This is a genomic window from Desulfitibacter sp. BRH_c19, from assembly GCA_001515945.1.
In the GTDB taxonomy this organism is placed as follows: Bacteria; Bacillota; DSM-16504; order Desulfitibacterales; family Desulfitibacteraceae; genus Desulfitibacter.
Genome location: LOER01000038.1, coordinates 21233 through 46198, shown reverse-complemented (window position 1 = coordinate 46198; position 24966 = coordinate 21233). Strand labels below are relative to the sequence as shown.

The window sequence follows — 24966 nt, the reverse complement described above, 5'->3', positions numbered from 1 at the left end:
ACATTTACTGGCTGAACGAGTTTACTTATTGACAAACATTGCAGTAAAATCAATTTCTCCCTTACTGGCTTTAGCCATACCTTCAGTCACCTTATCCTGGATTTCTTTGCTAATATTATCGGTGTACACCGGCTTAAAGATATTCTCTGCAATTCCTGCTTGATGCACTTTGTTTCCTTCTAAACTACCATCAAGATATTTTTGAACAGCCCAAACGTAGAATGTTTCAAAATCAAAGACTACAGAACCTACAACTGTATTAGGATCAATTGTTGTCTGATCTCCAGAGAAACCAATAAACTTAACACCTTCTTCTTTGGCAGCCTGAATAGAGCCTAAACCAACCTGATTTGCATAAACAAACAATACATCTGCTCCGTTATTAATCATTGTTTCAGCCATTTGTTTTCCTAAAGCTACGTCATCCCAACTATTTGCATAGGCACGAACTGCTTTTGCATTAGAAATACCGCGCTCTTTGGCTATATCAACAGATACCTTCTCATACACATCCAACAAATTTTCCATAGCCTTATTGGGGAAACCACCAATTGTGGCAAATTGACCGTCTTCAGTAACTTCTCCCGCCATTAAAGCAGCTATGTAACTCGCCTCATATTCTTTCGGGAAAATTGGTGATACGTTTGCTCCGTTGCTAACCATACCATTTACTACACAAAAAGTCGTTTCAGGATAACTTTCGGCAATTTTATTTGCTGCCTCATCAAATTGGGTGCCTGCTGCCATAATTAAATCATATCCACGCTCTGCATAATTTCTAAAGGTAGACTCATAATCTGCAGCCTGTACATTCTCTACATATTCCATTTGTGTACCAAGAGTTTCATTGGATTTTACCAACCCGGCATAGTTTGTTGCGTTCCAGCTTTGATCGTTAATAGGCCCGGGTAAAATAAGAACCATTTTGTAATCTTCATCATCTTTCTCTCCTGAATCTGCTGTTTGACTGCATGCAGTCAGCGAAAGCAGCATTACTGCGGCCAATACAATTGCTGTTAATTTGGAACTTTTCTTAAACATTTCCTTCCCTCCCCAGTATAATTTAAGAGTAAATCCTCTCAAATTAATTGTAACAAAGACAGGCGAATACGATAGTAACAGTAATGTCGAGTTTCTATTACTATCTTGATATAATTGTTACTTATTTGATATTTTGCACTATTTTGTTTTGTTTAACTTTTTTCTACGTTCCTCTTCCGGAGTTATGCCCATATACTTTTTGTAAAGTCTGGAAAAATAGCTGGGGTTCTGATAACCTACCCTATAAGCTATCTCTGTTATTTTTAAATCAGTATTGCTCAAAAGTGACCTTGCTTGGATCAGACGATAATTAATCAAGTAAATACTAAAATTTTCTCCTGTTACTCCCTTAAACAATCTGCTGAAATACTCCGGGGAACGATAGACCTGGCTTGCAACGTCTGCCAGCGAAATGGCTTCATGAAAATGCTCATGAATATAATTCAAGGCCTTTTCTATAAATTTATTGTTTTCGGGATGATCACTTGGATCCTCTGTCAGCGTTTTTTTGGCGGCATATTCCAACTGGTCATTGATTCTTTGCCTGTCGTGATACGCATAGCGACCCTCTTCTATCTTTTCCAAAATCTGAATCAATTCTGAGCTTCTTAATTCAGACTTTAAAATATATTCCTTGGCACCGCAGGAAATTGCTTGTTTTGCATAAGAAAACTCAGCATGATTTGTCAAAATAACAAATTCCGTCTGAGGTAGTACCTGCTTAATATTTTTCATTGTGGTAATCCCATCCATTTTAGGCATCCTGATATCCATAATTACCACATCAGGCCTTTCTTTTATAGCAAGCTCATATGCCTGCCATCCATCAGACGCGGTCCCAACAACCTCCAGACTATCCTTTTTATCTTTCAAACAATAGTTCAACCACTCTCGAATCGGCTGCTCATCATCTGCAATAACTATTCTTAACATAATTCCTCCCTAGGTATAATACCGTAATTTAAGGATTATTTTACTTCCTTCTGGCTGATTCTGCTCAATTGTCAAACCATAGGAGCCTCCACACAAAATTTTAATTCGTTCATGCACATTTAAAATTCCTACTCTGTTCATTTGAACCTCTTTACTAAAGATTTCAGTTATTTTTTCCTGGCTTATCCCGATTCCATTGTCAGAAATACTAATATATAAATCATTATCTGCTAATTCAGCTTTTACTTTAATGACAATCAATCTATTTGCCTGCAGGCCAAAAAAAATAGCATTTTCGATAATTGGCTGCAGAATGAATGAGGGGATTTGGGCATCTAAGGTATTTTTATCCAGTAAGAATTCTACTGTAAAAGCATTGGAATATCTCATCTTTTGCAGGGCTATATAGTCCTCTAAGTGGTTAATCTCATCTCTTAACGGTACGAATTCATCTGCACGGGACAGCACCCTTCTAAGCAGCTTAGAAAAATGATAAAGCATTTCCTCTGCTGCTTCATGTTTACCCATTTCAACATAAAAACGAATAGAGCTTAACGTATTATAAATAAAATGCGGATTAATTTGAGCCTGCAAAAAATCAAGCTCTAGCAATCTTTTTTGACGTTCATTGTTAATATTTTCTTCGAGCAGATAATTTACGCGATGAATAAGTTCATTAAAAGAAATAGAGACTTCCGAAAACTCCCTATAAGTACTATCAGGAATTTGAATCGAAAGATCACCATTGTTGAATTCAGTCATTTTATTAGTCAGTAAAGCTAACGGTTTTGCAATTTTTTTTGCTACTACAATTAGTGCCAAACCTGTAAGTAAAACACATAAAAATCCAAAAGCTAATAAAAAAAACTCTATTTTTTTTAGAGGCATCATTGCACTTTTCAAAGAAATTGACTCTACAATGTACCAACCGTATCCGTTAATTTGGTGAAAAATGTGGAGCTTGCCATCTTTTAAATAATAGTTTTCCAGCTTGTTTCTGTTATTTGCTTCAACAAAGCTATTTAGTGTTTTATTCATTTGGTCTTTATCCTTATGAGATATTATCACGCCGTTATTGTCCACAATGCTGAAACCCTTTTCTCCATTGGTCAAACGAATGTAATTGTCCCAAAGCAGTTTTTCATTAACATTTAAAAGCAGCAGCCCGTAATTTTGTTTGGAAATATATGCATTAACATTTCTTACTACCTGAAAAAAATAGTTGGTTCCTCCTAAAGCGTTTTGAGAAGTCTTAATGGGAAAAATCACGCTATCGGTACGGTTTTCCAATATTTTACTATATATAGCCAGGTCTGCCTCCTGATTGGATGACATGGAGTACGAAGTGGAGTAGGTATTACCGTGCCTGTCGATCAAATGTGCGTCAATGAGCATCGCCGTATTCCGATAGGACCAGATATAACCAGCCATAATACCTTCAATTTTTTGAATTTGTTCCTTGCTTACACTCTCTCCGTCTGAGCTATTTTTTAGTAATTCAATGATACTCGTATCATATGCAATGCGGCTGGCTAGGACCTCAACATCCTTTAATTCCTGGTCGATTCTAATAGCAAGCTGCTGAAGCATATTTGAGTTGAGCTGAATAACCTCTTTCTGAATAACTGTTTCAGCATATTTATAGGTCGAAAAGCCCAAAAAGATAATCAGGCATTGGAGGATAATAAACAAAATAATGAACAGCTGAAGAATTAAACTCCTTTTTTTCATCAATAATTTTCCTTCAACATGGAATTTTTGAGACCGTCATTCAAACTTTTTACCGTTCTAATAAGGTTAAGCAAAGTTAATTTAATTTATTTCGTGTTATTATGAGAGAATTCCTGCATATAAACAGAAATTCTTCACCTTCAGTCTTGCATTATGCACGGATACCGCTTATTAAAAACAAATTTAAATCTCCTATTGACAATAACTAAAAATAGTGTATTATTGTATTAAGTGTTTAATACAATAATACAACGGGGTGATATCATGTCATGGGAATTGAAATCTGACAGACCTATTTACACCCAGCTGATTGAACAAATTGAGCTGATGATTTTTTCCGGTGTTTATCCACTAGGCACCAAACTGCCTTCGGTACGGGACCTGGCTCAAGAGGCCGCAGTTAATCCCAATACTATGCAGAGAGCTCTAGTGAAATTGGAGGAGGATGGTCTCATCATTACACATCGCACAAGCGGTCGGTCAATTACGGAGGATGCACATATGGTTGAAATGGCAAAAGCAAAATTGGCTAAGGAACAAATCTTGGAGTTCCTGGAAAAAATGCAGTTAATGGGCTTTAAACAAAATGAGATATTAACCATTATTAATAAGATGATAAAGGAGATGAAGAAATGACTGGTATTTTAGAATGCGAAGGACTTACAAAAAAATTCGGAAGTAAAGTAGCCGTATCAGATGTAAGTCTAGATATAGAACGGGGCCAGATTGTAGGGCTTTTGGGACCTAATGGTAGCGGGAAAAGTACTCTAATTAAGCTTGCAAACGAACTTTTAACCCCTACTAGTGGAAAAATTCTCATTGGAGGCAACACCCCAGGCATTGAAACTAAGGAAATTGTATCCTACCTCCCGGAAAAGACCTATTTGAATGATTGGATGCGGGTAAATCAAATCATTGATTTGTTTTCGGATTTCTATGCTAATTTTAATTCGTCTAAAGCTTACGAAATGCTGAAAAGTTTAAATATCAACTCTAGTGACAGACTAAAAACCATGTCCAAAGGTACAAAGGAAAAAGTACAATTAATTCTTGTCATGAGCCGTGAAGCTGAGCTTTATCTTTTGGATGAGCCTATAGGTGGAGTAGACCCAGCGGCAAGAGATTATATTCTTAAGACTATTCTTAGCAATTATAATGAAAACTCAACAGTAATTATTTCTACCCATCTCATTTCAGACATAGAAAATATATTGGATTATGTAGTTTTTATAAATCAAGGTAAAATAGTCTTAAATTCTTCTGTAGATGATATCCGGGATGAAAAGGGTAAATCGGTCAATGCTTTATTCAGGGAGGTCTTCAAATGTTAAGCAAACTTTTAAAGTACGAGCTAAAAGCGACTGGGAGAATATTTGTACCACTATTCCTAGCTTTACTGATGTTCGCAGGAATTACTAAAATCATTTCTACTATTGGTCCCGAGAAATGGGCTGCCCCCGCAGTCATCAGCATGGCCATCTACGTCATTATTATGGTGGGAATGTTTGTAATGACCTTTGTTATGATGGTTCAACGTTTTTCTAAAAATCTGCTTTCGGATGAAGGCTATTTGATGCATACACTACCAGTAAAACCTTGGAAACATATTGCAAGTAAACTCCTTATTTCTATGCTTTGGATAGTGACTAGTGGAATAACCGCCTTAATTTCAATCCTTATTATTGCTCTTGAAAAAGGAGACATAACTACACTTACTGGGCAATTGACAACTTTTTATTACCAAGTGATTGAACAATTGGGAATCTCAACATACATTTTGACTTTTGAGTTTATCATAGCAATTCTTATAGGCTTAGCTGCAGTCATTTTGATAGTATATGCGTCGATTTCCATTGGGCACCTTTTCTGTAAACATAAAATACTGGCCTCCTTCGGAGCCTTCATTGCCCTAAGTACTCTTTCACAGATTCTTTTGACAATCATCAGCCTGGCCCCTGGAACAGACTATCTTTTCAATAATCAACATGTCTCTTCCAATGATTTCGTTGGCATGCATGGATTAATTCAAATAGCAATTGCTTATGGAATTATTATTGAAGTAATCCTATGTGCAGCTTACTACGCAATAACAAATTTCATTTTAAGTAAGCGACTTAATTTGGAATAAGCAGCTTGCAAAATAATTGGGCTAATCAAAAACAACTAACTGTTCACAATGCCTTATGAATATGTTGAGATGTAAAATGCACACCCTTATTCAAATTTGCACCAGGGTGTGCATTTTTAAATTTTTTCAGATTAACTCAGCATAGTTTCTCCCACCATAAATTATTCTCACAATAAAAACAGTCTTTGCTTCATCGTCAATACGGTATAATATAAGATAATTTTTGATAGCTATTTTTCTATATCCTTGTCTGCTGAGACTGACATCTTTGCATAAGCTATACATGCGTGGGTTATGAACAACAGCGTAGTAGCTTTTTTCTACATCTTCAATAAAACTTGTCGCTGCTGTCGGATTAACAAGTTCTACAGCAATGTAATGAACTATATTATCAATGTCCTTGTGAGCCTCTTTTGAAACAATAAGCTTATAAGTCATATTTTTCTCTAGTTTTTCTTAAAGAATCAAAGCCATCCATTACTTCACCTCTAGCAATAGATTGTTCAGCTGCATCTAATTTTCTATAAATATCATTCATTAACATAGTTTTCTCGTAGGTTTCCATACTCATGATAACCATATCACCATAGCCATTTTTAGTTATAAACACAGGTTCTTTCGCTTTTCGGCACATTTCCGAAAGCTCACTAGTTTTTTTCAAGTCCCTAATTGGAATAATCTGAGGCATAATTATCATCTCCTTTATTCGTATGAGCCAATCATACCATAATTATGCCCTAGTTTGCTACTTTTCAATTAAGTTCCATTACTTCTCTTTTTGCACTGGGGCTTAGTTTTCTTGCTTATAATTTGAAACGAGCTATCAATATGGTTGGCACTAAGAAACTGCTGGCAGCAATCAGGGCTTAATTGCCTTTTTTAAATGCGGTTTTGCCAAAACTACAAATTTTTAGAATGAAAATCTCTTATAGATATACCAAAACCCGCATCTTTGCGGGTTTTCAGACAAATTATGGTGCGGGAGACAGTACTTGAATTTACGAACAATGACTATTATGACATTTTTGAGGAGGTTTAGCGTATCGGTGTATTTGTTGGGGTGTTAAACCCATATGCACCAAAGCAATATTGCTAGAAGGTAGCAATACAGCACAATACTTGGAGCAATTGTTTTTAAAAGTTTCATTTTCCTTTTTTGCATAGTTATCTCCATTAATGGACTTTTTGCCTGTACCACAATTGGTTCCCCTCCTTGTAATTTAAAAACCAACTTCATTAATGACTTCATCACGAGAAATATTTCTTGCCAATGAGTTTGCTATGATCCTAGTCATGTTCTCTCACAACAATAAATAATTTAACAATCCCCCAAGCAATCACAGCATAAACAATCATTGCTATAATTGTACTAGGCTCTAAAACTGCCTGTGTTTCAATCCCCTCAGTTGCTGCAGACCTAAAAATAGTGCTAAACGGAATTAAAAACACCTGTGATATTGAATAAATGAAAGATACGAAACCACTATCTGGATTCGCCCCCAAAATTTTAAATACCAAACGAAACGCAAGCAAAGTCTCTAAAACACCTACAATATAGTAAACTACTCTTCTTGCTTTAAACCTTTCCTCATCTGGTTTTCTAACGATTTCTTCAGTTATTATTACATTATCTAGTTGTTTAACAATTTGTTCTGTCATTATTACATTCCTCCATCTTTTTAAAAACCATAAGCTGTTACAAAATTTAAGCTTTTAAGTGGGATTCAATTATACTTATTAACGCCTGCCACCAATGATATTTAGCAAAATTACAACAATAGCAATTACGAGAAGGATATGGATAAACCCTCCCATAGTATTCGAACTAACTATTCCTAGAAGCCATAAAATTATGAGAATTATCGCAATCGTCCTAATCATGTTTCATCATCGCTTTCTCTACTCTAAATTATGATTATTTCAGCAAGCGTTGCATATTGTAAAATTTAGTGCTATAGATAGTCAAGCCCATTTTTGCTGAGCTTGACTTGTTTTTTCTCAAATTAAACTTTAGTCTTCTTCTCTCCTGCCATAGCCTTTAAGAAACATGCCACCAGTCAGGGCGATAGCAACTCCACTAATTGCCAGCAGCAGACCAGCCCCACCTGTTTTGGGTAGCTCAGGTTCTGGCTCAGTTTCTATAGGAGGTGTAGGTGTAGGTGTAGGTGTAGGTGTAACTTCTATCTCTTCTGCTACAACAACAACGCTAGCATTACTAGTGTCCAATACAGTACTTGTTCCATATGTTCCAGATGCAGTGGCAATATTGACTATGGTAGTTCCTTCATCCTGAGATTGAACCACATAGGATTTAGTGCCGGTTGCCTGTTCATCTACATCTAGAGTACTCGAACCCATACTTATTAATCCTAATTTATTATCTTCTACCTTTACATATAACAAAGAAACGTTTCCAGTATTCCTGACAGTAAAGGTATAAATTATCTCATCACCCACTTTAGCACTATTAAGACTGGCAGTCTTGATAATACTTATTTGAGGGTTGCTGGTGGTTCCACCGCCGCCACCGCCTGATGAACGACGAACCACGCTTATTGATGCATCGTCCATGGCAGAAACATAGGCTTCTAGGTCTTCATTAAACCATCCTTTGACAACAGCAATATTTACGATAGTTGTGCCAATATCATCAGATTGAGCAGTATAAGTTGCAGTAAACGTTTCGTTTTCTCCAGCTGCAATTACTATCTCATCATCGAACTCAACAATCATGCCCAGTTTGTTATCTTCAAGCTCTATCCTGAGCTCCATGTCACCATTGTTTTCAACTAAATAGTTGTAGGTTACTGTATCACCTGCATAAGCCTCATCAGAGTCAACGGTTTTGGTTATTTTTATTGGTTGGGCAGGTGTAGTCACACAAATATTTGTAATGATATTGCTATCTAGCGTGACCGCACCAGTTAGTGCCAGCAACTGTCCTTGGATCTTCGCACCGGTAGTGGCTGTGATAGATTCTGACGCTAAGATGCTTCCCGCAAAATCAGAATCTGTTCCTAAGGTTGCGGAACTTCCCATCTGCCAAAAGATTAGGCAGGACTGAGCACCGTTAATGAGTTTAACCTCGCTGGCCGATGCTGTGGTGAGTGTGGATCCGACCTTAAATATGAAGACAGCATTGGGGTCGTTCTGGGCATCTAACGTGAGAGTGCCCGTTATTGCCATACTGGAAGTAGATGTGTAAACGCCGGGAGTCAAGGTTCTTCCACCAAGGTCAGCGGAAATAGTTTCATCTGTTGCTCTTCCCACGGTGTCGTTGTACGCGGTTGCCAGGTCAATTTTGGCTTGAAGTGCAACTGCATCAGTCATGTATACCGTCCCATATACTGTCGCGGTTCCCTGCCCCGTAAACTCAGTCCCTGGATGCAGTCCAACATCTCCTGTAATTTCGCTCGTTCCCGTATTGGTAATTGTCGATCCAGCTAAAACGGCTAAAACTGGAGGCTGTTCCAAGCTCCACAGGGTCTTTCTGTCCTGCTGCTAACGGTATTGTCATTATTAAAAGTAACGGTATTAGTATGGATATAAATAGTTTTTTATTATATGTTTTCATAACTATCAAATCTCCTTTTGATTTTTTCATGTTATCTTTTTCTTAACTCCTAAAGCACAGAGCTGCTTCTAATGAGTTCTCTCTTCATAAAATAAATCTTAGTGGAATGCTCCAGGTAATCATCAGAGATAACTATGCAGTCCACTCCAAAACTTTATACTGATGTCATGGGCAGGTTTATCTTTTGATTGTGACCCTCAGTCCAGTATTGACGGGCGACTCATTAAAGAGCTCCTCAGACTCACCTTCTTGGATTGGGGCGACAATATCCTTTTCCTTGCCCCACGCAAAACCTTCTTCATCGGGTTTTCTATCGATCTCATCACTCATTATTACATTCCTCCATTCATATTTAAAAACTACAAGCTGTTGACTATGTCGAGTTCAGGATAAAAGGAACAATCCTAGAGAAGTTCCGTTGGCACAAGAGCATCCACAATACCTATAAAGCTGGCTGCTATGCCGGCGCCAAGGATAGAAACAGTCATGGCAGTAACAAAAAACTGAGCCCCGTAAATAACGATTGCAGCCACAATGAACCCAACGACTCCTCTGCTCTGGGGGGATATTTCTTTACCTATAATAGCTTCCACGACGTAGCCCAAAATAGTGATAACAACCGCTGCCAGTAGCGCTGTGCCAAAGCCCACCATAGCAAAGCCTGGTAGTATGAAGCTAAAGACTGGCAGCACTAGTGCCGAGATAATAAGGCGAACGATTAAACGTAAAATGGTTATTCACCTCCATATGTTTTCCTTGTACCTAAATTCACATTCATAGATCAATTATGCCGTGGATGAACCTTAGTTCAAAGAATAAAAGTCTTTTTAAAGAATTCTACTAACAACTAGGTAAATAATGTAGATTACGACCACTATTCCAATAATTCTAAACATACTTATCACCCCTGTTACTAAATTTCACATAATATGTTTCAATCATATTTATATTAGTTTCTTAGAAGGGTTACTTCTGCATCCCAATTACCCATAGGCTCCCATTTAAGAAAAGCTTCATGAGTGGGACTATTAACCGCATCAGCAGTAAAACTTAAAAAGACCTCTGGGATTTGGTTTGTCATCCCCCCATAAAAATAAGTAATATACCATAAATTGTCTGGACCAGGTTCAGGTCCGAAATCGGGTATACTTAAAATATTTTTTATTTCCAGGAAAGTCATTCCCACTCTTGCACCCAAAATTTCTTGCTCTCCTCCTAGAATGATGCTGACTGCTAATTTTTTCTTCATATTCTCCGGCGAACTAAATAGAATGGGGCCGTTTTTAAAGTTAAAGAGCACATAGTTGTGTGGCCCATACAAATTGCTGTACCCCTGTTCATGTGGCTCCCCCAGCACTCCCTTTATCTCAGCAAAGCTTTTTCCAAGAAGATTTAATACCAGCCCCCTTTGCAAAGAATCAAAATCTATATCAGGGAGTTTTAAACAGCTTTCTACTCCCTCAATTTTTTGTTCCTGGGAGTATATAGGATCAACCATCTCTATGTCCTGGGAATATACGTGATTCTGCGACTGCCAAGACTGATAACCCCAGAGGATTAATAACAAGATACAAATTGATAATATGAAAAGAGGTAACGGTTTGCCAAGTTTATATAAGAACACGTTAATCCTCTCCTTCACTTCAATGATTTTTATAAAGCTTTACTGCTTATGTTTTTTGAAAGAATGCTTAGAATTCTATTTAGTATTAGGCAAATGGACGGTTGAAGGTAATCGATTTCAAGTTTGTGCAGAAGTCAATCTGTAACGACGATAAAATGTAAGAAAATTTAATTTAATTTTAATTCCATTTTATACCAGACGCTTCTTAGATGTATATCAGCATAGTGCTCATAAATAAGTAAGTAAAAACAAATCTGCAACAATGAGAGCCACACTATTGGTACAAAAGTGGACCTGAATATAATTATCCAAGCCCCCAGAACTTATTTCTATATGAAACTGGACCTAACCATTAACATGCTAATTATAAGCAATTGAATGAAGACTAACAGGAGTCGCCTCTGCAAGGTCGGTGATCTTGGTCTCTCCCGTTGTTGTAAAAGACAAGAAACCGATCATTTCTACTAAGAACCACAAAAATCTCGTTTCCAGCCACGCATTACCTTTACAACTAACTTGTCCAATTCACAACTCTTTATATATACTTCAGGATCTAAAAGATCTTGTTTTTTTTCTACCAATGTGTCTAGTTCCTTTTTTTTGTTTTCTAATTCAACTTTTAAATCTGCCATGACCTGCATTTCCTCCTTGTATAAATTCATATTTGGTAAACTTATGTTTATTGTTTCATGACTTTCAATTGCTATTACTTTCCATCAATAGTTATATTTATAATCAATTTGCTGACATTTCACGCATACTAGTCAAAATATTTTTAATTATATTCTAATAGTTTCTGAGAAGTGTATCAGCACAGTACTCATAGATACTACAAAGTTAGTTTCTTAATATTTCTAAAAACACTTCTATTAAGTCAGGGTCAAATTGAGTTCCTGAACATCTTTTAAATTCATTAATAATTTCTTTTTGGGATATAGGTTTCCTATAGGCCCTCCCGTTAGACATTACCTCGTAAGCATCAGCAATAGCTATTATCCTAGCCAATAAGGGTATTTCTTTTTTATTTAATCCTTGCGGATAACCTGAACCATCCCAGCGTTCATGGTGACATAAAATGTTATTGGCAACATGAGCAAATTCTTCAGTAGCCTGTGTAATCCTAAATCCTGTTTCCGGATGCTTTTTAATTATCTCCCACTCATCTGCAGTTAAGGTTTCATTTTTTGTCAGGATTTCTTCAGGAATATTGATTTTTCCGATATCATGCAAGTTAACCAGCAAGTTTAATTTGCTAAAATCATGCTCAGAAAGATTAATCTTCTCGCCAATTTTGTGGGCAACAGCTAACATATGCACAGTATGCTCCTCAGTCTCAAAGCTCTTAGCCGCAAGGGTTTTAAGCATAGCATTTAGCACAGCATTCCTTGTGTTCCTGCTTTCTGCAGACTTATGCTTGTACATATCGTCTTCGGCTTCTTTCAATATTTCTGGAAGAGGTTTATCTGCATTATTTTTTGTAGCTACACCTAAAGCTATTGATATAGGAACATCTTTTATATAAGCTTTACAACATTTATTGTTTATTCTTTCGCACATAGTATTTACTTCATTTTCTGTAGTTTGCGGTAAAAGAATAACAAACTCATCACCAGCCCATCGAGAAATAATATCCTCTTCTCGACATGATTTCCGTAAAATATCAGCAATACATTTTAGCATATCATCTCCTGTACTGTGCCCATAGGTATCATTTACTAGCTTAAGACAGTTTAAATCTGCCATGATGATGCTGATAGGCAACTGTCTTACTGTATTTAACCTATCCATCTCTGCTTCCAGATAAGTTCTATTATAAAGATTTGTAAGCCCATCGTGAAAGCTGATGAATCTTAGATTGTTTTCCATCTGCTTACGCTCGTTGATGTCTACAACTGCAATGCGGTACTGGTGCCTGTTTTCAACAGCCATGGCTTGAATGTGCACATAGAATGGTTCCATTCCTGTTTTGAGGATTGCCACCTCGCAGTTATCTTTGGCTCCACTCATAAATACTTTTTCCAGGAAAGTGTTGAAAATGAGGCGGTACTCGACAGCAATGAATATACTGAATGGACTGTTTACCAATCTGGAACGATCTATCCCCAGCAGGTGTGAACCTGTCAAATTTGCTTTGATGATCGTCCCGTCGCGTTCCAAGGTGAAGTATCCTACTGGAGCAAAGTCGTAGAGTTCTGTGTACTGACTGAGATGTGCATCCAGTTCTAAGCGTACCTGCTGCAGTTCCTCGTTTTGCAGCTCCAGCTCGATTTGATGGACCTCAAGTTCATGAACAAGCCGTTGCAGTTCTTCCCGCGTCACAGGATAGCCTTCTTTTGGCTTGCTTTTTTTCAGCAACCCATTTGCCCGGCTCCGCAACTCGCCGGACAACTTGTTATTAATCTTACTCATGCTCGCCACTCCCGTGTTTTTAGATTTCAGGTTTTTATCTGTATTTTTTTCCGCTATAATCCCGCTATTTCATCCTGCAGTCTCTCTTGACCTGCATTCATCTTCATATTTCTTTTAGCTATACTTATGGGTGGTAACTATATTTCTCGGAAGTGTGTTTTTCATTTCTGTACCTCAATCACTAATCTTTTGGTTTTTTGAATAAAGATTATAGCCACAATAACCCCACCTATGCCTCTGCTCTGGAGGGGATATTTCCTTACCCATAGTGGCCTCCACGACGTAGCTAAAAAAGGTGATAACGACCGCCGCAAGTAGCGCTCTGCCGAATCCCACCATAGCAAAAGTTGGTAGTATGAAACTTAGAACTGGCAGCACCAGCGCCGAGATAATAAGGAGACCGGTTAAACGTAAAATAATTATTCACCTCCTACATTCAGTCTTTTTTATACATTGCTCTTCTTATGGGGTGGTTAGTTTATCCAAAATATTTTATATGGGTCAAGACCCCCACTTCTATAAGTGGAGTCTTTATCAGGTGGAGTAGAGTCTCCATCTGATTCTCCGATGTTCAGCTTTGGCTGAACGAGTTTACTGACAATGAAACTGTAATTAGTTTGAATATTAAATCTATTGTATATGCATAATTTCTGAGAAGTCTATCAGCACAATACTGATAAGTAAGTAAATAAAAACAATCCTTGTCACACGATAAGGATTGTTTAGTGTACTTATGGAGAAAGCTTTATTTTAGGACCTATCCTGTTTAAGCTTTTTGGCAAATTCAATCATTTCTGTCTCGTTGTTGAGATTTAATTTTTGCAGAAGATTAAAGCGGTGCGTGTCAATTGTTTTTGGGCTTACTTGTAATCTCTCAGCGATTTCCTTACGGCTACATTTATGAATAAAAAGTTTAAATATTTCCCGTTCCCTTGTTGTAAGCTTATTGTATACTATTAAATCCTTACTCACAGGAGGTGAGTCAATGTAATGGGTCACGATAGGCTCCAGTAACCCGGGACTCAGATATATTTTGTCATTTTTTACAGCATTTAGTGCTACTTTGAGCTCTTGAAATACAGCATCTTTAATCACGAACCCCAATGCACCAAACTTTAAAGCTTCCTTTACATACACTTTATCCGCATAACTAGAAAGGATAATTACCTTAGTGTTTGGAAAACGTTCTCGTATCTGTTTAGTTGCTTGCAATCCGCTGAGCTTCGGCATGTAGATATCCATAATAACTACATCGGGGGCCATTTCTCCTGTGAGAGTTACTGCTTCAAGCCCATCTTCCGCCTCACCAACAACCTCTGCAATACTATCATCAGTTTCTAATAAAGCACGCAGTCCCTGTCGGAAAATTGCATGGTCATCTACTAATAGAACACGCATAGCGAACGCCTCACTTTTTACAGATTGGTATAATTATTCTAATATAGGTCCCTTGACCGGGAGAAGATTTTATTTCGATTGTTCCTTTTAACAAAAAAACACGTTCTTTCATACCCAGCAAGCCAAGATGGTTAGAGGAGTAGTCGTTAAAAGCATTTATATCAAAGCCGATACCATCATCTCGAATCCTGCAGGTGACCGTCTTTGAATTCCAGGTAAGGTCTATAGTCAAATTGCTGGCAGAAGCATGATTGGCCGCATTGGTTAAAGATTCCTGAATACAGCGGTAAAGGGTATTTGCTACTTCTGGACTAAATTCTGGCACCTCAGGACCAACCTTCAACTGGGTATTCATGCTCGTTTTCTGATTCATTTCCTCTACCATGTCTTTTAACACAACAATTAGACCAAGAACGTCCAGCGCAGGGGGTCGTAAATAAGCTGATTTATGGCGGACTTTTACTATTGAATCATTTACTTTATTTATACTTTCCTGCAACCTTTCTTGAAGCTTTATATCTGCCTCAGAAATCACCGAGCAGACCAACTGCAGGTCCAGCTTAATGGCACAGAGGATCATGCCTACTTCATCATGCAATTCTCTAGCCAAGCGCATCCTTTCATTTTCAATAGATTGAAGCGCTTCGACGCGAACTGCTTCCGCTTCGGCTTCCTTTCTTGCTGTTACATCCCTGGAAATACCACGGTAGCCTTGTAAACAACCTTGCTCATCAAAAAATGGTATCCCACTTGTTTCAAAAAAGACAGGGTGCCCCTCTACATTCAACATGGTATTTTCAAATAAAGCAAAACTCTTTTGCCCTTGTATTATATCTTCAAAAAACAGTTTAGATCTTCCAGATTCCTCGGGATTCATAACATCAAAGAGTGTCTTTCCAATAATTTCTACAGCAGAGCCATAGCCAATTATTTCAAATATCCTGGGGTTAGTGTAAATATATTTGATCTCTGTATCTATCTCCCAAACCCAGTCGCTGGTCTGCTCCACTAAATCTTTATACCTTTTATTGCTATCCCGCAGTCCTTCCTCCGCCTGTTTGCGCTGGCTGATGTCAACTACTGCAATGCGGCACTGTTGTCCGTTTTCATAGGGCCTGGCTTCAATGTGCACATAAAGTAGGTCCATTCCTGCTTTGTGGATTGCCACCTCGCAGCTCTCTTTGGTTCCGCCCGTAAATACTTTTCCCAGGAAAGCGTTGAAAATGGGACCATACTCTGAAGCAATGAATAAACCGAGTGGTCGGTTTGTCAATCTAGAACGTTCTATCCCCAAAAGGTGTGACCCTGTTAGGTTGGTTTGGAGGATCGTCCCGTCACGCGCCAAGGTGAAGTAGCCCACGGGAGCAAAGTCGTAGAGGTCAGTGTACTGACTGAGATGTGCATCCAAGTCAGAGTGTGCCTGCTGCAATTCCTCGTTTTGTAGCTCCAGCTCAATTTGATGGACTTCAAGTTCATGAACAAGTCGTTGCAATTCTGCCCGAGTCACAGGAATGCCTTCTTTTGGCTTATTTTTTTTCAATCGTCCCTCTGCTCGGCTGCGTAACTCATTATTATTCTTGCTCATACTAATCACTCCCATCTTTTTCAGATGTCGGAGTTTTATCTATATTTTCTTCCTGACAACTCGCTATTTCATTCTGCATTTTCTTCCCGGTCTCGTTCATTTCTATATCTTTTTTAGCAATACGTCTCTCCAAATCGATCTGGGTCCGCATAAGAACAGCCTCAAGCGTCTTTAAAACGGTTATATCTGTAAAGGTAATCACCAAACCGTCAATTTTGTCTTCAATCGTGCGGTAGGGCATACTACGCACCCTAAACCAGCGCCCGTTGTCGGCGGTGACCGACTTTTCCTTAAATATAAGTGTCCGCAGTACTTCATTACCATCTGCAGCCAATTCCGGGTAAGACAGATCAGAGGTAATATCCGTGATTGGCCGTCCCACGTCGCTTGGAATCAGCTTGATGATCTTGGCCGTCTGAGCGGTAAAACGCCGCACGCGGAGCTTGTTATCTAGGAATAAAGTAGCGATATCAGTACTTTCAAGCAGGTTTTTCATGTCACTATTTACCTGGGATAGCTCTTCTACCTTTGTTAGTAGCTCGTAATTAACCGTCTGCAATTCTTCGTTTAAGGACTGCTGTTCTTCTTTAGACGAGGTTGTTTCCTCGTTTGTGGATTGTAGTTCCTCATTAGTGGACTGCAGTTCCTCGTAGGCGGATAAAAGTTCTTCCTGGGAAGTCTGCATCTCTTGATGAAAGGTCTGCAGTTCCTGACTGGCTTGTGCCAGTTCTAATTCCAATTCCGCCACACGGTTTCTATGGGCAGGTGCCCGTTTAGCCCTACCTGGTACTTTCATCATGGAGGGCACTCTGATTTCTGTAAATACAATCATGACCAGGCGCTGCTGCCTCTCCGTCTCTGGAAGCGGCTCAATGGTGACATCTGCTGTATTTCTCCCGTTATCAGTATCTATCTTTAAGTTTTTCAAGGTTACCGTGCTATTTTGGCGGAACGCTTTCTGGAAAGCATTGCTTAGCTTGTAGCGCAGCCCTGCTTGGGCCATAGCAAAAATATTCCAGTTAGCCTTGCCGGCTGGCAGTTCCAGATACTTGCCCGTTCGCCCAATAGTATAAAGAATATCTCCCTTGTCATTAACCAGCACGGCTGCCGGAGCATACCGTTGCAGGATCAACTGCTTCGCTATTTCCTCTAGATTCGGGTTATGCTTTTGTGCATGAGGATGAGTGACAGCCATTTTCAGCGCACCAGGCAATACAGGATAGCGTGAAGAAGGAAATTCGAACAACTCCGTGCGCGGGCTGAACTCTAACCGCCGGTAGAATCGCCCTTTACCATCTAGTAGCACGAAATGGTCAGAAAAGCTACCGGTAGTTTCCGCACTACCCAGAAATAGTATACCGCCTGGATTTAAGCTGTAGTGAAAAAGTGCCATGAGCCTTTTTTGCAGCTTGGAGGTCAGGTAGATGAGTAGGTTGCGGCAGCTCAAGATATCCAGTTTGGTGAAGGGTGGATCCATGATGATATTATGAGGAGCAAAAACAACCATCTCGCGAATATTTTGAGCTACGCGGTAACCGTCTTCTTCCTGGATGAAAAAGCGGCTTAACCTTTCCGAAGAAACATCTGCCTCAATGTTGGATGTATAAAAACCTTGACGGGCTTTTTCAATGGCGTCACGGTCCAGGTCAGTGGCAAATATCTGAAAGGAGATATCTGTAGTAGGTTTGAAATGCTCCAGTACCTCTTTGAAAATAATGGCCAGGGAATAAGCTTCCTCCCCTGTGGAGCAGCCGGGAACCCAGGCTCGTAGCGGCTGATGCGGCGAGCGCCCTCTAAGAAGCTCTGGAAATACCTGATCTTTCAACTGCTCCCATGCCCCTGGATCGCGGAAAAAACTAGTCACACCGATCAATAGTTCCTTGAAAAGCAACTCCAGTTCCTGAGGACTCTCCTGTAGCAAGCGGATATAGGTTGGTAGCTTGTCAATCTGGTGGATGCCCATGCGCCGTTCGGTGCGCCGGTAAATTGTGGTCTTCTTGTAAAGAGAAAAATCGTGGCCCGTCTGTGAACGCAGTAGAATAACTATCTTTTCAAAGGCACTATCTTCTTTATCTGCCATGGGTTCAGACCAGTCGAAGATTAGTGGTTTGTGCTTAAGGTGGGCAATAATCTTTAACGGTAGCTCCTCCACTAGGGCTACGATGTCAACCAGACCGGTGCCGATAGCGCTTTTTGGCATACCATTGAATTTCGCCGAAGCCGGATCCTGTGCAAGGACCACTCCGTTTCTTTCTTTAATGGCCTTTAGACCTAGCGTACCATCGGTTCCCATGCCAGAGAGGATCACTCCAATGCTCCGTTCTAGACGGTCATCGGCTAGAGAGCGAAAAAAGAAATCAATTGGCAGACGGAGACCGCGAGGTGCTGCGGGATCGAAAAGGTGTAACACTCCGTGGAAGATGGACATTTCCTTGTTTGGTGGGATAAGATATACGCAGTCGGGCTGAACGATAGTGTGCTCTTGTACCTGAAAGACGGGCATGATTGTTGCACGCTTAAGCAGTTCCACCATGATGCCCTCTCGCGTTGGATCCAGATGCTGAACCACAACAAAAGCCATCCCACTTTTTTCCGGCACATTCCCAAGGAAAAGTTCTAAGGCTTCTAAGCCCCCAGCAGAAGCACCAATCCCGATGATTGGAAAAATGTCCTCCTCTGGAGTTTTCTCTTGATCAGTTTCGTATTGTTCATCGTGTGAGCAGATCTCTTTTTGCATATCAGCATTCTTCTGTTTAACCACTCGTATCTCTCCATTCTTTATACCCAAATTTTCTGCACTAACTCTTACCCGCAAGATCACATTCTTTAAAAATTCCGGTTTCAAATAGAAGGTCATATCGCCTGTCGCTAAACTTCGTTATCTAAGGTCCTATTTGCGAGGGTAAAAAGCGTTCAACCATTCTCCCCCGCAAACCATATTTATTTTTTCCGGGATTCATGCTATTTTATCTCCTAATAACCCATATACCTCTATCTTTCAATAATATTCAAGCTAATTCCTGCTTTTGTAAAAAAAGGTTTTAAAATTGCAAAAAGCACTCAATCTCCTGAGTGACTTTGGTTTGTCGATTTTGGTCAGACTGTCACGCAAGGGTATTGAAAAAGCCACAGCTGAGCTGGGGCTTAGTTTTCTTGCTTATAATTTGAAACGAGCCATCAATATGGTTGGCACGGAAAAACTGCTGGTAGCAATCAGGGCTTAATTGCCCTTTTTTTAATGCGGTTTTGCAAAAACTACAAATTATACAATGGAAATCTCTTATAGATACATTAAAACCCGCAATGATACGGGTTTTCAGACAAATTATGGTGGAGCATATGGGACTCGAACCCATGACCCCTAGACTGCCAGTCTAGTACTCTCCCAGCTGAGCTAATGCCCCAAGTTATGCACTTCTATTATATGCAATTTCAATTAACTTTTCAATGGTAGTATTTCCAACGCAATAGTCCTCCCAGCTGCGCTATACCCCCACTATTTATTCAATTTCTTGCAGTCTATTATGTTCGACTGACAAAAAACATTATAACATATGGCGAATTTCAAGACAAGTACCCTGTTACTCTAGAAATTGCCAGAATTGGGCACATTACTTAGCTCTATTGTATTAACAAACCTATCCATTCCTTTATTAAGCCCACTATTTTAAATGTAACCTCTACATTACTTGACACTTCAATGCCCATTGTTTGTATAAGGGCATGGGTAAAGCCAGCGGATAGTAGCACACAAAATACCAGGATTTCCCTTATCTTCTTTTCCTTTAATAATCTTGGTAATTCAATAAAAGCTATAACCAATACTGATATTATCAACATTATTATGAGTAGGTGAGGCATTGTTAGTTCCCTCCAACTACAGGAGCTTCTATGGTAAGGTTTGTTCGTCTAACATGTGCCTCAACATATATGTTAACCGGAATATACGGGTATATATCATCCCACTGAGGCTCTAGTGTGTCACTCCATAGCCTAGGATAAGTTCGGAAAAATACTTCCCCAAAACCAAATACATCAGTTTTCAACTCTTTTTGTGCTTTATTTAAAGTACTTTTTATTTCCTGACGAATTGTTTCTGCTAATCTCCTTTCAATACTACGGCGAATTTTTGGATCAGCCAAGTCAGCAAAGCCAGTTTGGTCAGCCAGGTTCCCTTCAGTCCTTATGTTAATATTTACAGAAAGATTACCTGACTCATCTATTAGGGCCTCAATGCTACTGGAACTTCTTGTTAATTCAATGGTAACACTTTCATTTGTTTTAGCAGCCTGAAAGCTTATAACTCCATCGACTCTACCTAAAACCCATAATAGTCCCCCGCTTTCCTTTTCGTCTAAAAACCCTACTAATTTATCTTTTTTAAAAGCAGCTGTTCCAGCTACCCTAACTTCAGGGTTCTCTCCTATTTCAGGGTCTGCTTCAATAACTCTGATAACAGGCATTACAGGCTCCATGGTATTACCAACAGCCTGGCTTATAAAGTCCCCTGCATTTTGGGTTACTGTTGTTGAAATGCCAGGTAATGTCTGAACAAAGCCCATTGGAATATCCCCAGGGTTTGCCATAACTCTGATTTTGGCCTCTAGCACTTTTCCCCCTTGTCCAGTTGCCAGAAATAGTTGCGTGCTACGTCTAAACTCGTGATCAGTTTCTAGTATATTTAATACAGGCATTACTCCTTGTCGAGCCAAATCCTCACCTATAATTGCAGACATGGTATTCCCATAAAAAGGTCTTTTAGGAAGATACTCTCGAAGTTTTCGATTTGCTTCAAAGGCAGTTTGACCTTCAGCGTTAATCACAAAAACGGGGCTTTCGCCACTACCCCCATCACTTTTACCAGCACCACCTAAAGCCTCAGGTAGCAGTATTTGCACAGTCATTTTGTATTCTTTAAATTCCCCCACATCAAAAGCTATATTTGAAATTAATGCTAGATCTTCTATTTCTTCAATATCCCAGCAACTTACCATGATTATTGATGCTATCATAAGTAAAGCTAGTACTACCCCAAACAATAATACACTACTTTGCTTCTTTATTAGAATCGCCTCCTAACTTTTGCTTTGTCTTCCACTGATAGAATAATTGGGCTGGAACTAGAAAAGCTACAAGCAAAAGAGCTACTGGAAGAATACCAAATTGACCCACAATAGTAAACTCACTTTCCACTTGATGATTATCCATTGGTGCCATAGCCATAGACAAGAATAGATAAGCCAATGGAACTATAATATCCCTATAGCTTACATATATTAATTGGCTCAAAATATGTACACTTATGTATAAAAATATTGTAACTTCTAATAGACTAGCAATAGTCCATATTCCTAATAGAATAATCTCTATGCCGTTAATAAAGGCACCTATCTCAACCACTTTAGCCAATTGATAGGGAGGCAGATAAAATCTTTGTATATCAGCTACCCCAAAAACACCGATTGTAGAAGCTACCATCAGCAAAATAATAAAGGCACCTATAACTACACCGTATAAGTGTTGATGATACACCTTCTTGTCCAGGTTTTGAATTTTAGAAATTAACAAACCCACAAGAAAAACATGCTCTATACCAATAGAAAAAGCCAGCATTGCACCACTAAGTACAGGTTCAAGACCAAATGCAAGTAATGGAAACAGGTTATCCAAACTTAATTTATCTATTACAGTTAGGGGTAATATAGCAATGGATAAGATTAGTGGAAAATAGAAAAACTCTGCAACTCTAGCAAGAACCTCTATTCCTTCTTTTAAAATCCAAACAGACAGTAAAACAGTTGCTCCTGCAAATACAATTATGGGGGTCTGTGTATATCCAGCTGCAATATATGTAGCTCCTGCTAATCTTATTGTTAAGATATTTAGATTCATAATTACTAGGAATACCATGATTCCAAATAAACTACCAAGATAAGGTCCTAGGATTTTTTTGCTGTACTCTATAAATGTGTCATTTGGATGTTTTAAACTTAACCATATTACTATTACACCAAGAAACCAGGCAGCTCCATAGCCTAGAACTAATGAAATTGGGCTATCCCACTGGGCAACTAAAGCTAGTCTTCTTGGTAATGTTAAAAAAACAGTTGAAATTATTATAAGAGTAACCAGTTTAGAAAACTGCCCCTTAGAAATCTTTTCTTGCACAGCTTAACCTCCTTGAGGTTTTCCTTTTTTTTCCTTTGGCATCTGTCCTTTAGGCTGACGAATTTCATTGTCTGTCAACCTAATAGGTCTTCGACGCATAAGCCACCAAGGAACTCGTACTAGGGTATCTTTAATTCCTGCAAACCTTGCAGGTGTAATAGGAGCAAGATATGGGACACCAAAGCTGCGTAAGCTCACAGTATTGACTACTATTGAAATCAATCCTACCATTATACCGAAGACTCCCAAAATAGATGCCATAAAAAGCAGAATAAGACGTAAGGGGATAAAGGCAGAAGCAAAGCTGTAATTGGGAATGGAAAAAGAAGCTATGGCAGTAAGAGCGGTAATAATTACCATTATGGGTGATATTACCCCCGCTTCTACAGCAGCTTGCCCAATTACAAGAACCCCTACAATGCTTACAGCTTGACCAACCTGTTTTGGTAGCCTCAATCCTGCTTCTCTGAGTATCTCAAAGGACACGCCCATCACTATGGCTTCAAGAACCACAGGAAATGGTGTGCCACCCCTACCAGCCGCTATACTAATCATTAGCGCAGGTGGTAACATTTCAACATGATAACCAACAACTCCAATATATAATGCTGGTAAGGAAACGGATATAAACAAAGACAATATTCTAATCCAACGCAATAGTGTAGACACTACAAACCTTTCATAGTAATCCTCTGAAGCTTGTAAAAACTCCATAAAAACAGCTGGAGCGGTTAACACAGCTGGACTGCCATCAACTAATATGGCTACCCTTCCTTCAAGAAGGTTAGCAGCTACCTTATCTGGTCTATCTGTGTGAGCCATAGTTGGAAAGGGGGTAAAAGGATGATCCTGCATAAATTCTTCAAGGTAACCAGTATCCAAAATTCCATCAATTTCAATCTTGTTTAACCTCTTATAGGTCTCTTTAACCACATTAGGGTCTACAATTCCTTCAATATAACATACCGTTACTGCTGTCTTTGTAACCTTTCCTACCACTCTAGTCTCGATTCGAAGATCGGGAGAATGTATCCTTCTACGAATCATGGCTGTATTTAGCCTTAATGTCTCTACAAAGCTCTCCTTAGGTCCCCTTATAATGGGATTTTCAGTAGATTCCTCAATTCCCCTTGTCTGCCATCCCCTTGTGTCTAATATCCAGGCACTAGGAACTTTGTCTAAAATTACAAGGCTCTGCCCTTCCAAAACACTTTCCAATGCTTTATTTAAACACTTTTCTTCCTTTGTATCAGCTACTAATATGCTAGTATTCTCTAGTTTTTTAAATGCGTCCTTGAGAAATCCATGCATTATTAAATCAGTTGGGTCAGTAGAATATATTAAAGGCTTTAATACTTGTTCATGAACCATGTTTTTATCGACTAGACCATCAACATATACTAGGACACCCTTATGATTGTTTTCCTTACCCATGAGAAAGCTTCTAATAACTATATCATTACTGTTTCCGAGCTTATGCTGTATCTCTTCTAAATTTTTTTCCAACCTCTTAGAAACTGCAAAGGTTGGTTCATCTCCTGGGCACTTTTGTTTTTGCTTAGATATACCTTTAGGTTTATCCTTGGCTTTAGATTTTCGTTTAAGTTTTGGCTTTTTTAGCCATGGGAAAAAAAACATAAAAACACCCCTCATTCTATTTTCTTCTAGAATAGGGGTGTTTATGTATTGAAACTATATATTTCCAAAAACATTACTTTAATTTTACGTTCTGATGTTGTCAAAATGTTATATTATCGGGTTGCTCTATAATAAGCATAGGTCATTGGTTCACCCTTTTCCAAACTTTCTGCACCTATGACCTTTGCAACGTATAGTGTATGGGTACCAACATCTACTGTTTTCTCCCAGTCAACTTCGCACTCCAAATATGATAAGGTCTTCCTAATGTACGGCACTCCCGTTTTTTCTCCTAGCTTATATTTAACATCTTTCATCTTATCCACTTCTTTACCCGATTGAAATCCAAAGTGCTTTACTAGGTCATGGTTCTCCTGGCTTAAAATGCTTCCTGTAAACACTCCACTTTTCTTAATATATTCATGGGTCAAGTTGTTTTTATTAATTCCTACGACCACCTGAATAGGATCACTTGTAATTTGAAACAGGCTATTAGCAGCTTGACCATTAAATTTAGCTCCGTCTTTAGAACAAATAACAAAAAGCCCATAGGAAATACCAAAGCATACTTTCTGAAGATCTCTTTTTTTGGCATCATCTACTGTTTCTTCTGTAATGAGTACAAATTTTTCAGGACCTACACCACAGATAGGACACTTATCAGGCGGGGTTTCTCCCTCATGTATATAATTACAAACTGTGCACCGCCATTTTTTTGTTGACATTTTAAATCTCCC

The 24966-nt window shown here is 38.9% G+C and carries 20 protein-coding genes, 1 tRNA gene and 1 pseudogene; 3 read left to right on the top strand and 19 right to left on the bottom strand.

The window, feature by feature from the left end:
• Positions 1 to 21: 21 nt before the first annotated feature.
• From APF76_03350 to APF76_03340, 3 genes are all read right to left on the bottom strand, one after another.
• A complete protein-coding gene (locus tag APF76_03350; GenBank protein ID KUO49556.1) occupies positions 22 to 1041 on the bottom strand; it encodes a hypothetical protein in 1020 nt (339 codons plus the stop codon).
• 138 nt (positions 1042 to 1179) lie between these two features.
• Positions 1180 to 1974, bottom strand: coding sequence for a two-component system response regulator (locus APF76_03345; protein ID KUO49555.1), 795 nt, complete (start codon positions 1972 to 1974; stop codon positions 1180 to 1182).
• Between the two features lie 9 nt (positions 1975 to 1983).
• Positions 1984 to 3705: a signal protein gene (locus APF76_03340; GenBank protein KUO49554.1), complete on the bottom strand. Its 1722-nt coding sequence runs from the start codon at positions 3703 to 3705 to the stop codon at positions 1984 to 1986.
• Between the two features lie 264 nt (positions 3706 to 3969).
• Here APF76_03340 and APF76_03335 point away from each other — a divergent pair, with 264 nt between their 5' ends.
• The 3 genes from APF76_03335 to APF76_03325 are packed head-to-tail and all read left to right on the top strand — an operon-like array spanning position 3970 to position 5833.
• Positions 3970 to 4341, top strand: a complete 372-nt coding sequence (locus APF76_03335; GenBank protein KUO49553.1) for a GntR family transcriptional regulator — start codon at positions 3970 to 3972, stop codon at positions 4339 to 4341.
• Positions 4338 to 5036, top strand: a complete 699-nt coding sequence (locus APF76_03330) for an ABC transporter (protein KUO49552.1) — start codon at positions 4338 to 4340, stop codon at positions 5034 to 5036. The genes APF76_03335 and APF76_03330 overlap by 4 nt, the downstream gene beginning before the upstream one ends.
• Positions 5030 to 5833, top strand: a complete 804-nt coding sequence (locus APF76_03325; GenBank protein ID KUO49551.1) for a hypothetical protein — start codon at positions 5030 to 5032, stop codon at positions 5831 to 5833. Before APF76_03330 ends, APF76_03325 begins: the two co-directional genes overlap by 7 nt.
• A gap of 126 nt (positions 5834 to 5959) precedes the next feature.
• Here the strand turns inward: APF76_03325 and APF76_03320 are convergent, their stop codons facing one another.
• The 16 genes and pseudogenes from APF76_03320 to APF76_03245 form a co-directional block, all read right to left on the bottom strand.
• Positions 5960 to 6271, bottom strand: a complete 312-nt coding sequence (locus tag APF76_03320; protein KUO49550.1) for a plasmid stabilization protein — start codon at positions 6269 to 6271, stop codon at positions 5960 to 5962.
• Positions 6261 to 6521 carry a prevent-host-death protein gene (locus APF76_03315; GenBank protein ID KUO49549.1) on the bottom strand — a complete coding sequence of 87 codons (261 nt, stop codon included), beginning with the start codon at positions 6519 to 6521 and terminating at the stop codon, positions 6261 to 6263. Before APF76_03315 ends, APF76_03320 begins: the two co-directional genes overlap by 11 nt.
• Before the next feature lie 599 nt (positions 6522 to 7120).
• Positions 7121 to 7453 carry a hypothetical protein gene (locus tag APF76_03310; protein KUO49581.1) on the bottom strand — a complete coding sequence of 111 codons (333 nt, stop codon included), beginning with the start codon at positions 7451 to 7453 and terminating at the stop codon, positions 7121 to 7123.
• A gap of 390 nt (positions 7454 to 7843) precedes the next feature.
• The gene (locus APF76_03305) at positions 7844 to 9307 is read right to left on the bottom strand and encodes a hypothetical protein (protein KUO49548.1); all 1464 of its coding nucleotides are present in this window, start codon (positions 9305 to 9307) and stop codon (positions 7844 to 7846) included.
• A 504-nt stretch (positions 9308 to 9811) separates the two neighbouring features.
• Positions 9812 to 10138 (bottom strand): hypothetical protein, encoded by a 327-nt coding sequence (locus tag APF76_03300; protein ID KUO49547.1) that lies wholly within the window; start codon positions 10136 to 10138, stop codon positions 9812 to 9814.
• Positions 10139 to 10356: 218 nt separating this feature from the next.
• A complete protein-coding gene (locus APF76_03295) occupies positions 10357 to 11031 on the bottom strand; it encodes a hypothetical protein (protein KUO49546.1) in 675 nt (224 codons plus the stop codon).
• Positions 11032 to 11868: 837 nt separating this feature from the next.
• A complete protein-coding gene (locus APF76_03290; protein KUO49545.1) occupies positions 11869 to 13440 on the bottom strand; it encodes a hypothetical protein in 1572 nt (523 codons plus the stop codon).
• 750 nt (positions 13441 to 14190) lie between these two features.
• Positions 14191 to 14838, bottom strand: a complete 648-nt coding sequence (locus APF76_03285; protein KUO49544.1) for a hypothetical protein — start codon at positions 14836 to 14838, stop codon at positions 14191 to 14193.
• Between the two features lie 10 nt (positions 14839 to 14848).
• Complete coding sequence (locus APF76_03280) at positions 14849 to 16423, bottom strand: hypothetical protein (protein ID KUO49543.1); 1575 nt, start codon at positions 16421 to 16423, stop codon at positions 14849 to 14851.
• Between the two features lie 109 nt (positions 16424 to 16532).
• Positions 16533 to 19160: pseudogene (locus APF76_03275) on the bottom strand.
• A 591-nt stretch (positions 19161 to 19751) separates the two neighbouring features.
• Positions 19752 to 19827: transfer RNA gene (locus APF76_03270), tRNA-Ala, on the bottom strand.
• 217 nt (positions 19828 to 20044) lie between these two features.
• The gene (locus APF76_03265) at positions 20045 to 20284 is read right to left on the bottom strand and encodes a hypothetical protein (protein KUO49542.1); all 240 of its coding nucleotides are present in this window, start codon (positions 20282 to 20284) and stop codon (positions 20045 to 20047) included.
• Between the two features lie 2 nt (positions 20285 to 20286).
• A complete protein-coding gene (locus tag APF76_03260) occupies positions 20287 to 21462 on the bottom strand; it encodes a hypothetical protein (GenBank protein KUO49541.1) in 1176 nt (391 codons plus the stop codon).
• A 7-nt stretch (positions 21463 to 21469) separates the two neighbouring features.
• Positions 21470 to 22591: a hypothetical protein gene (locus tag APF76_03255; GenBank protein KUO49540.1), complete on the bottom strand. Its 1122-nt coding sequence runs from the start codon at positions 22589 to 22591 to the stop codon at positions 21470 to 21472.
• Between the two features lie 3 nt (positions 22592 to 22594).
• Positions 22595 to 24229, bottom strand: coding sequence for a hypothetical protein (locus APF76_03250; GenBank protein ID KUO49539.1), 1635 nt, complete (start codon positions 24227 to 24229; stop codon positions 22595 to 22597).
• A gap of 113 nt (positions 24230 to 24342) precedes the next feature.
• Positions 24343 to 24954 carry a hypothetical protein gene (locus APF76_03245; protein ID KUO49538.1) on the bottom strand — a complete coding sequence of 204 codons (612 nt, stop codon included), beginning with the start codon at positions 24952 to 24954 and terminating at the stop codon, positions 24343 to 24345.
• Positions 24955 to 24966 lie beyond the last annotated feature (12 nt).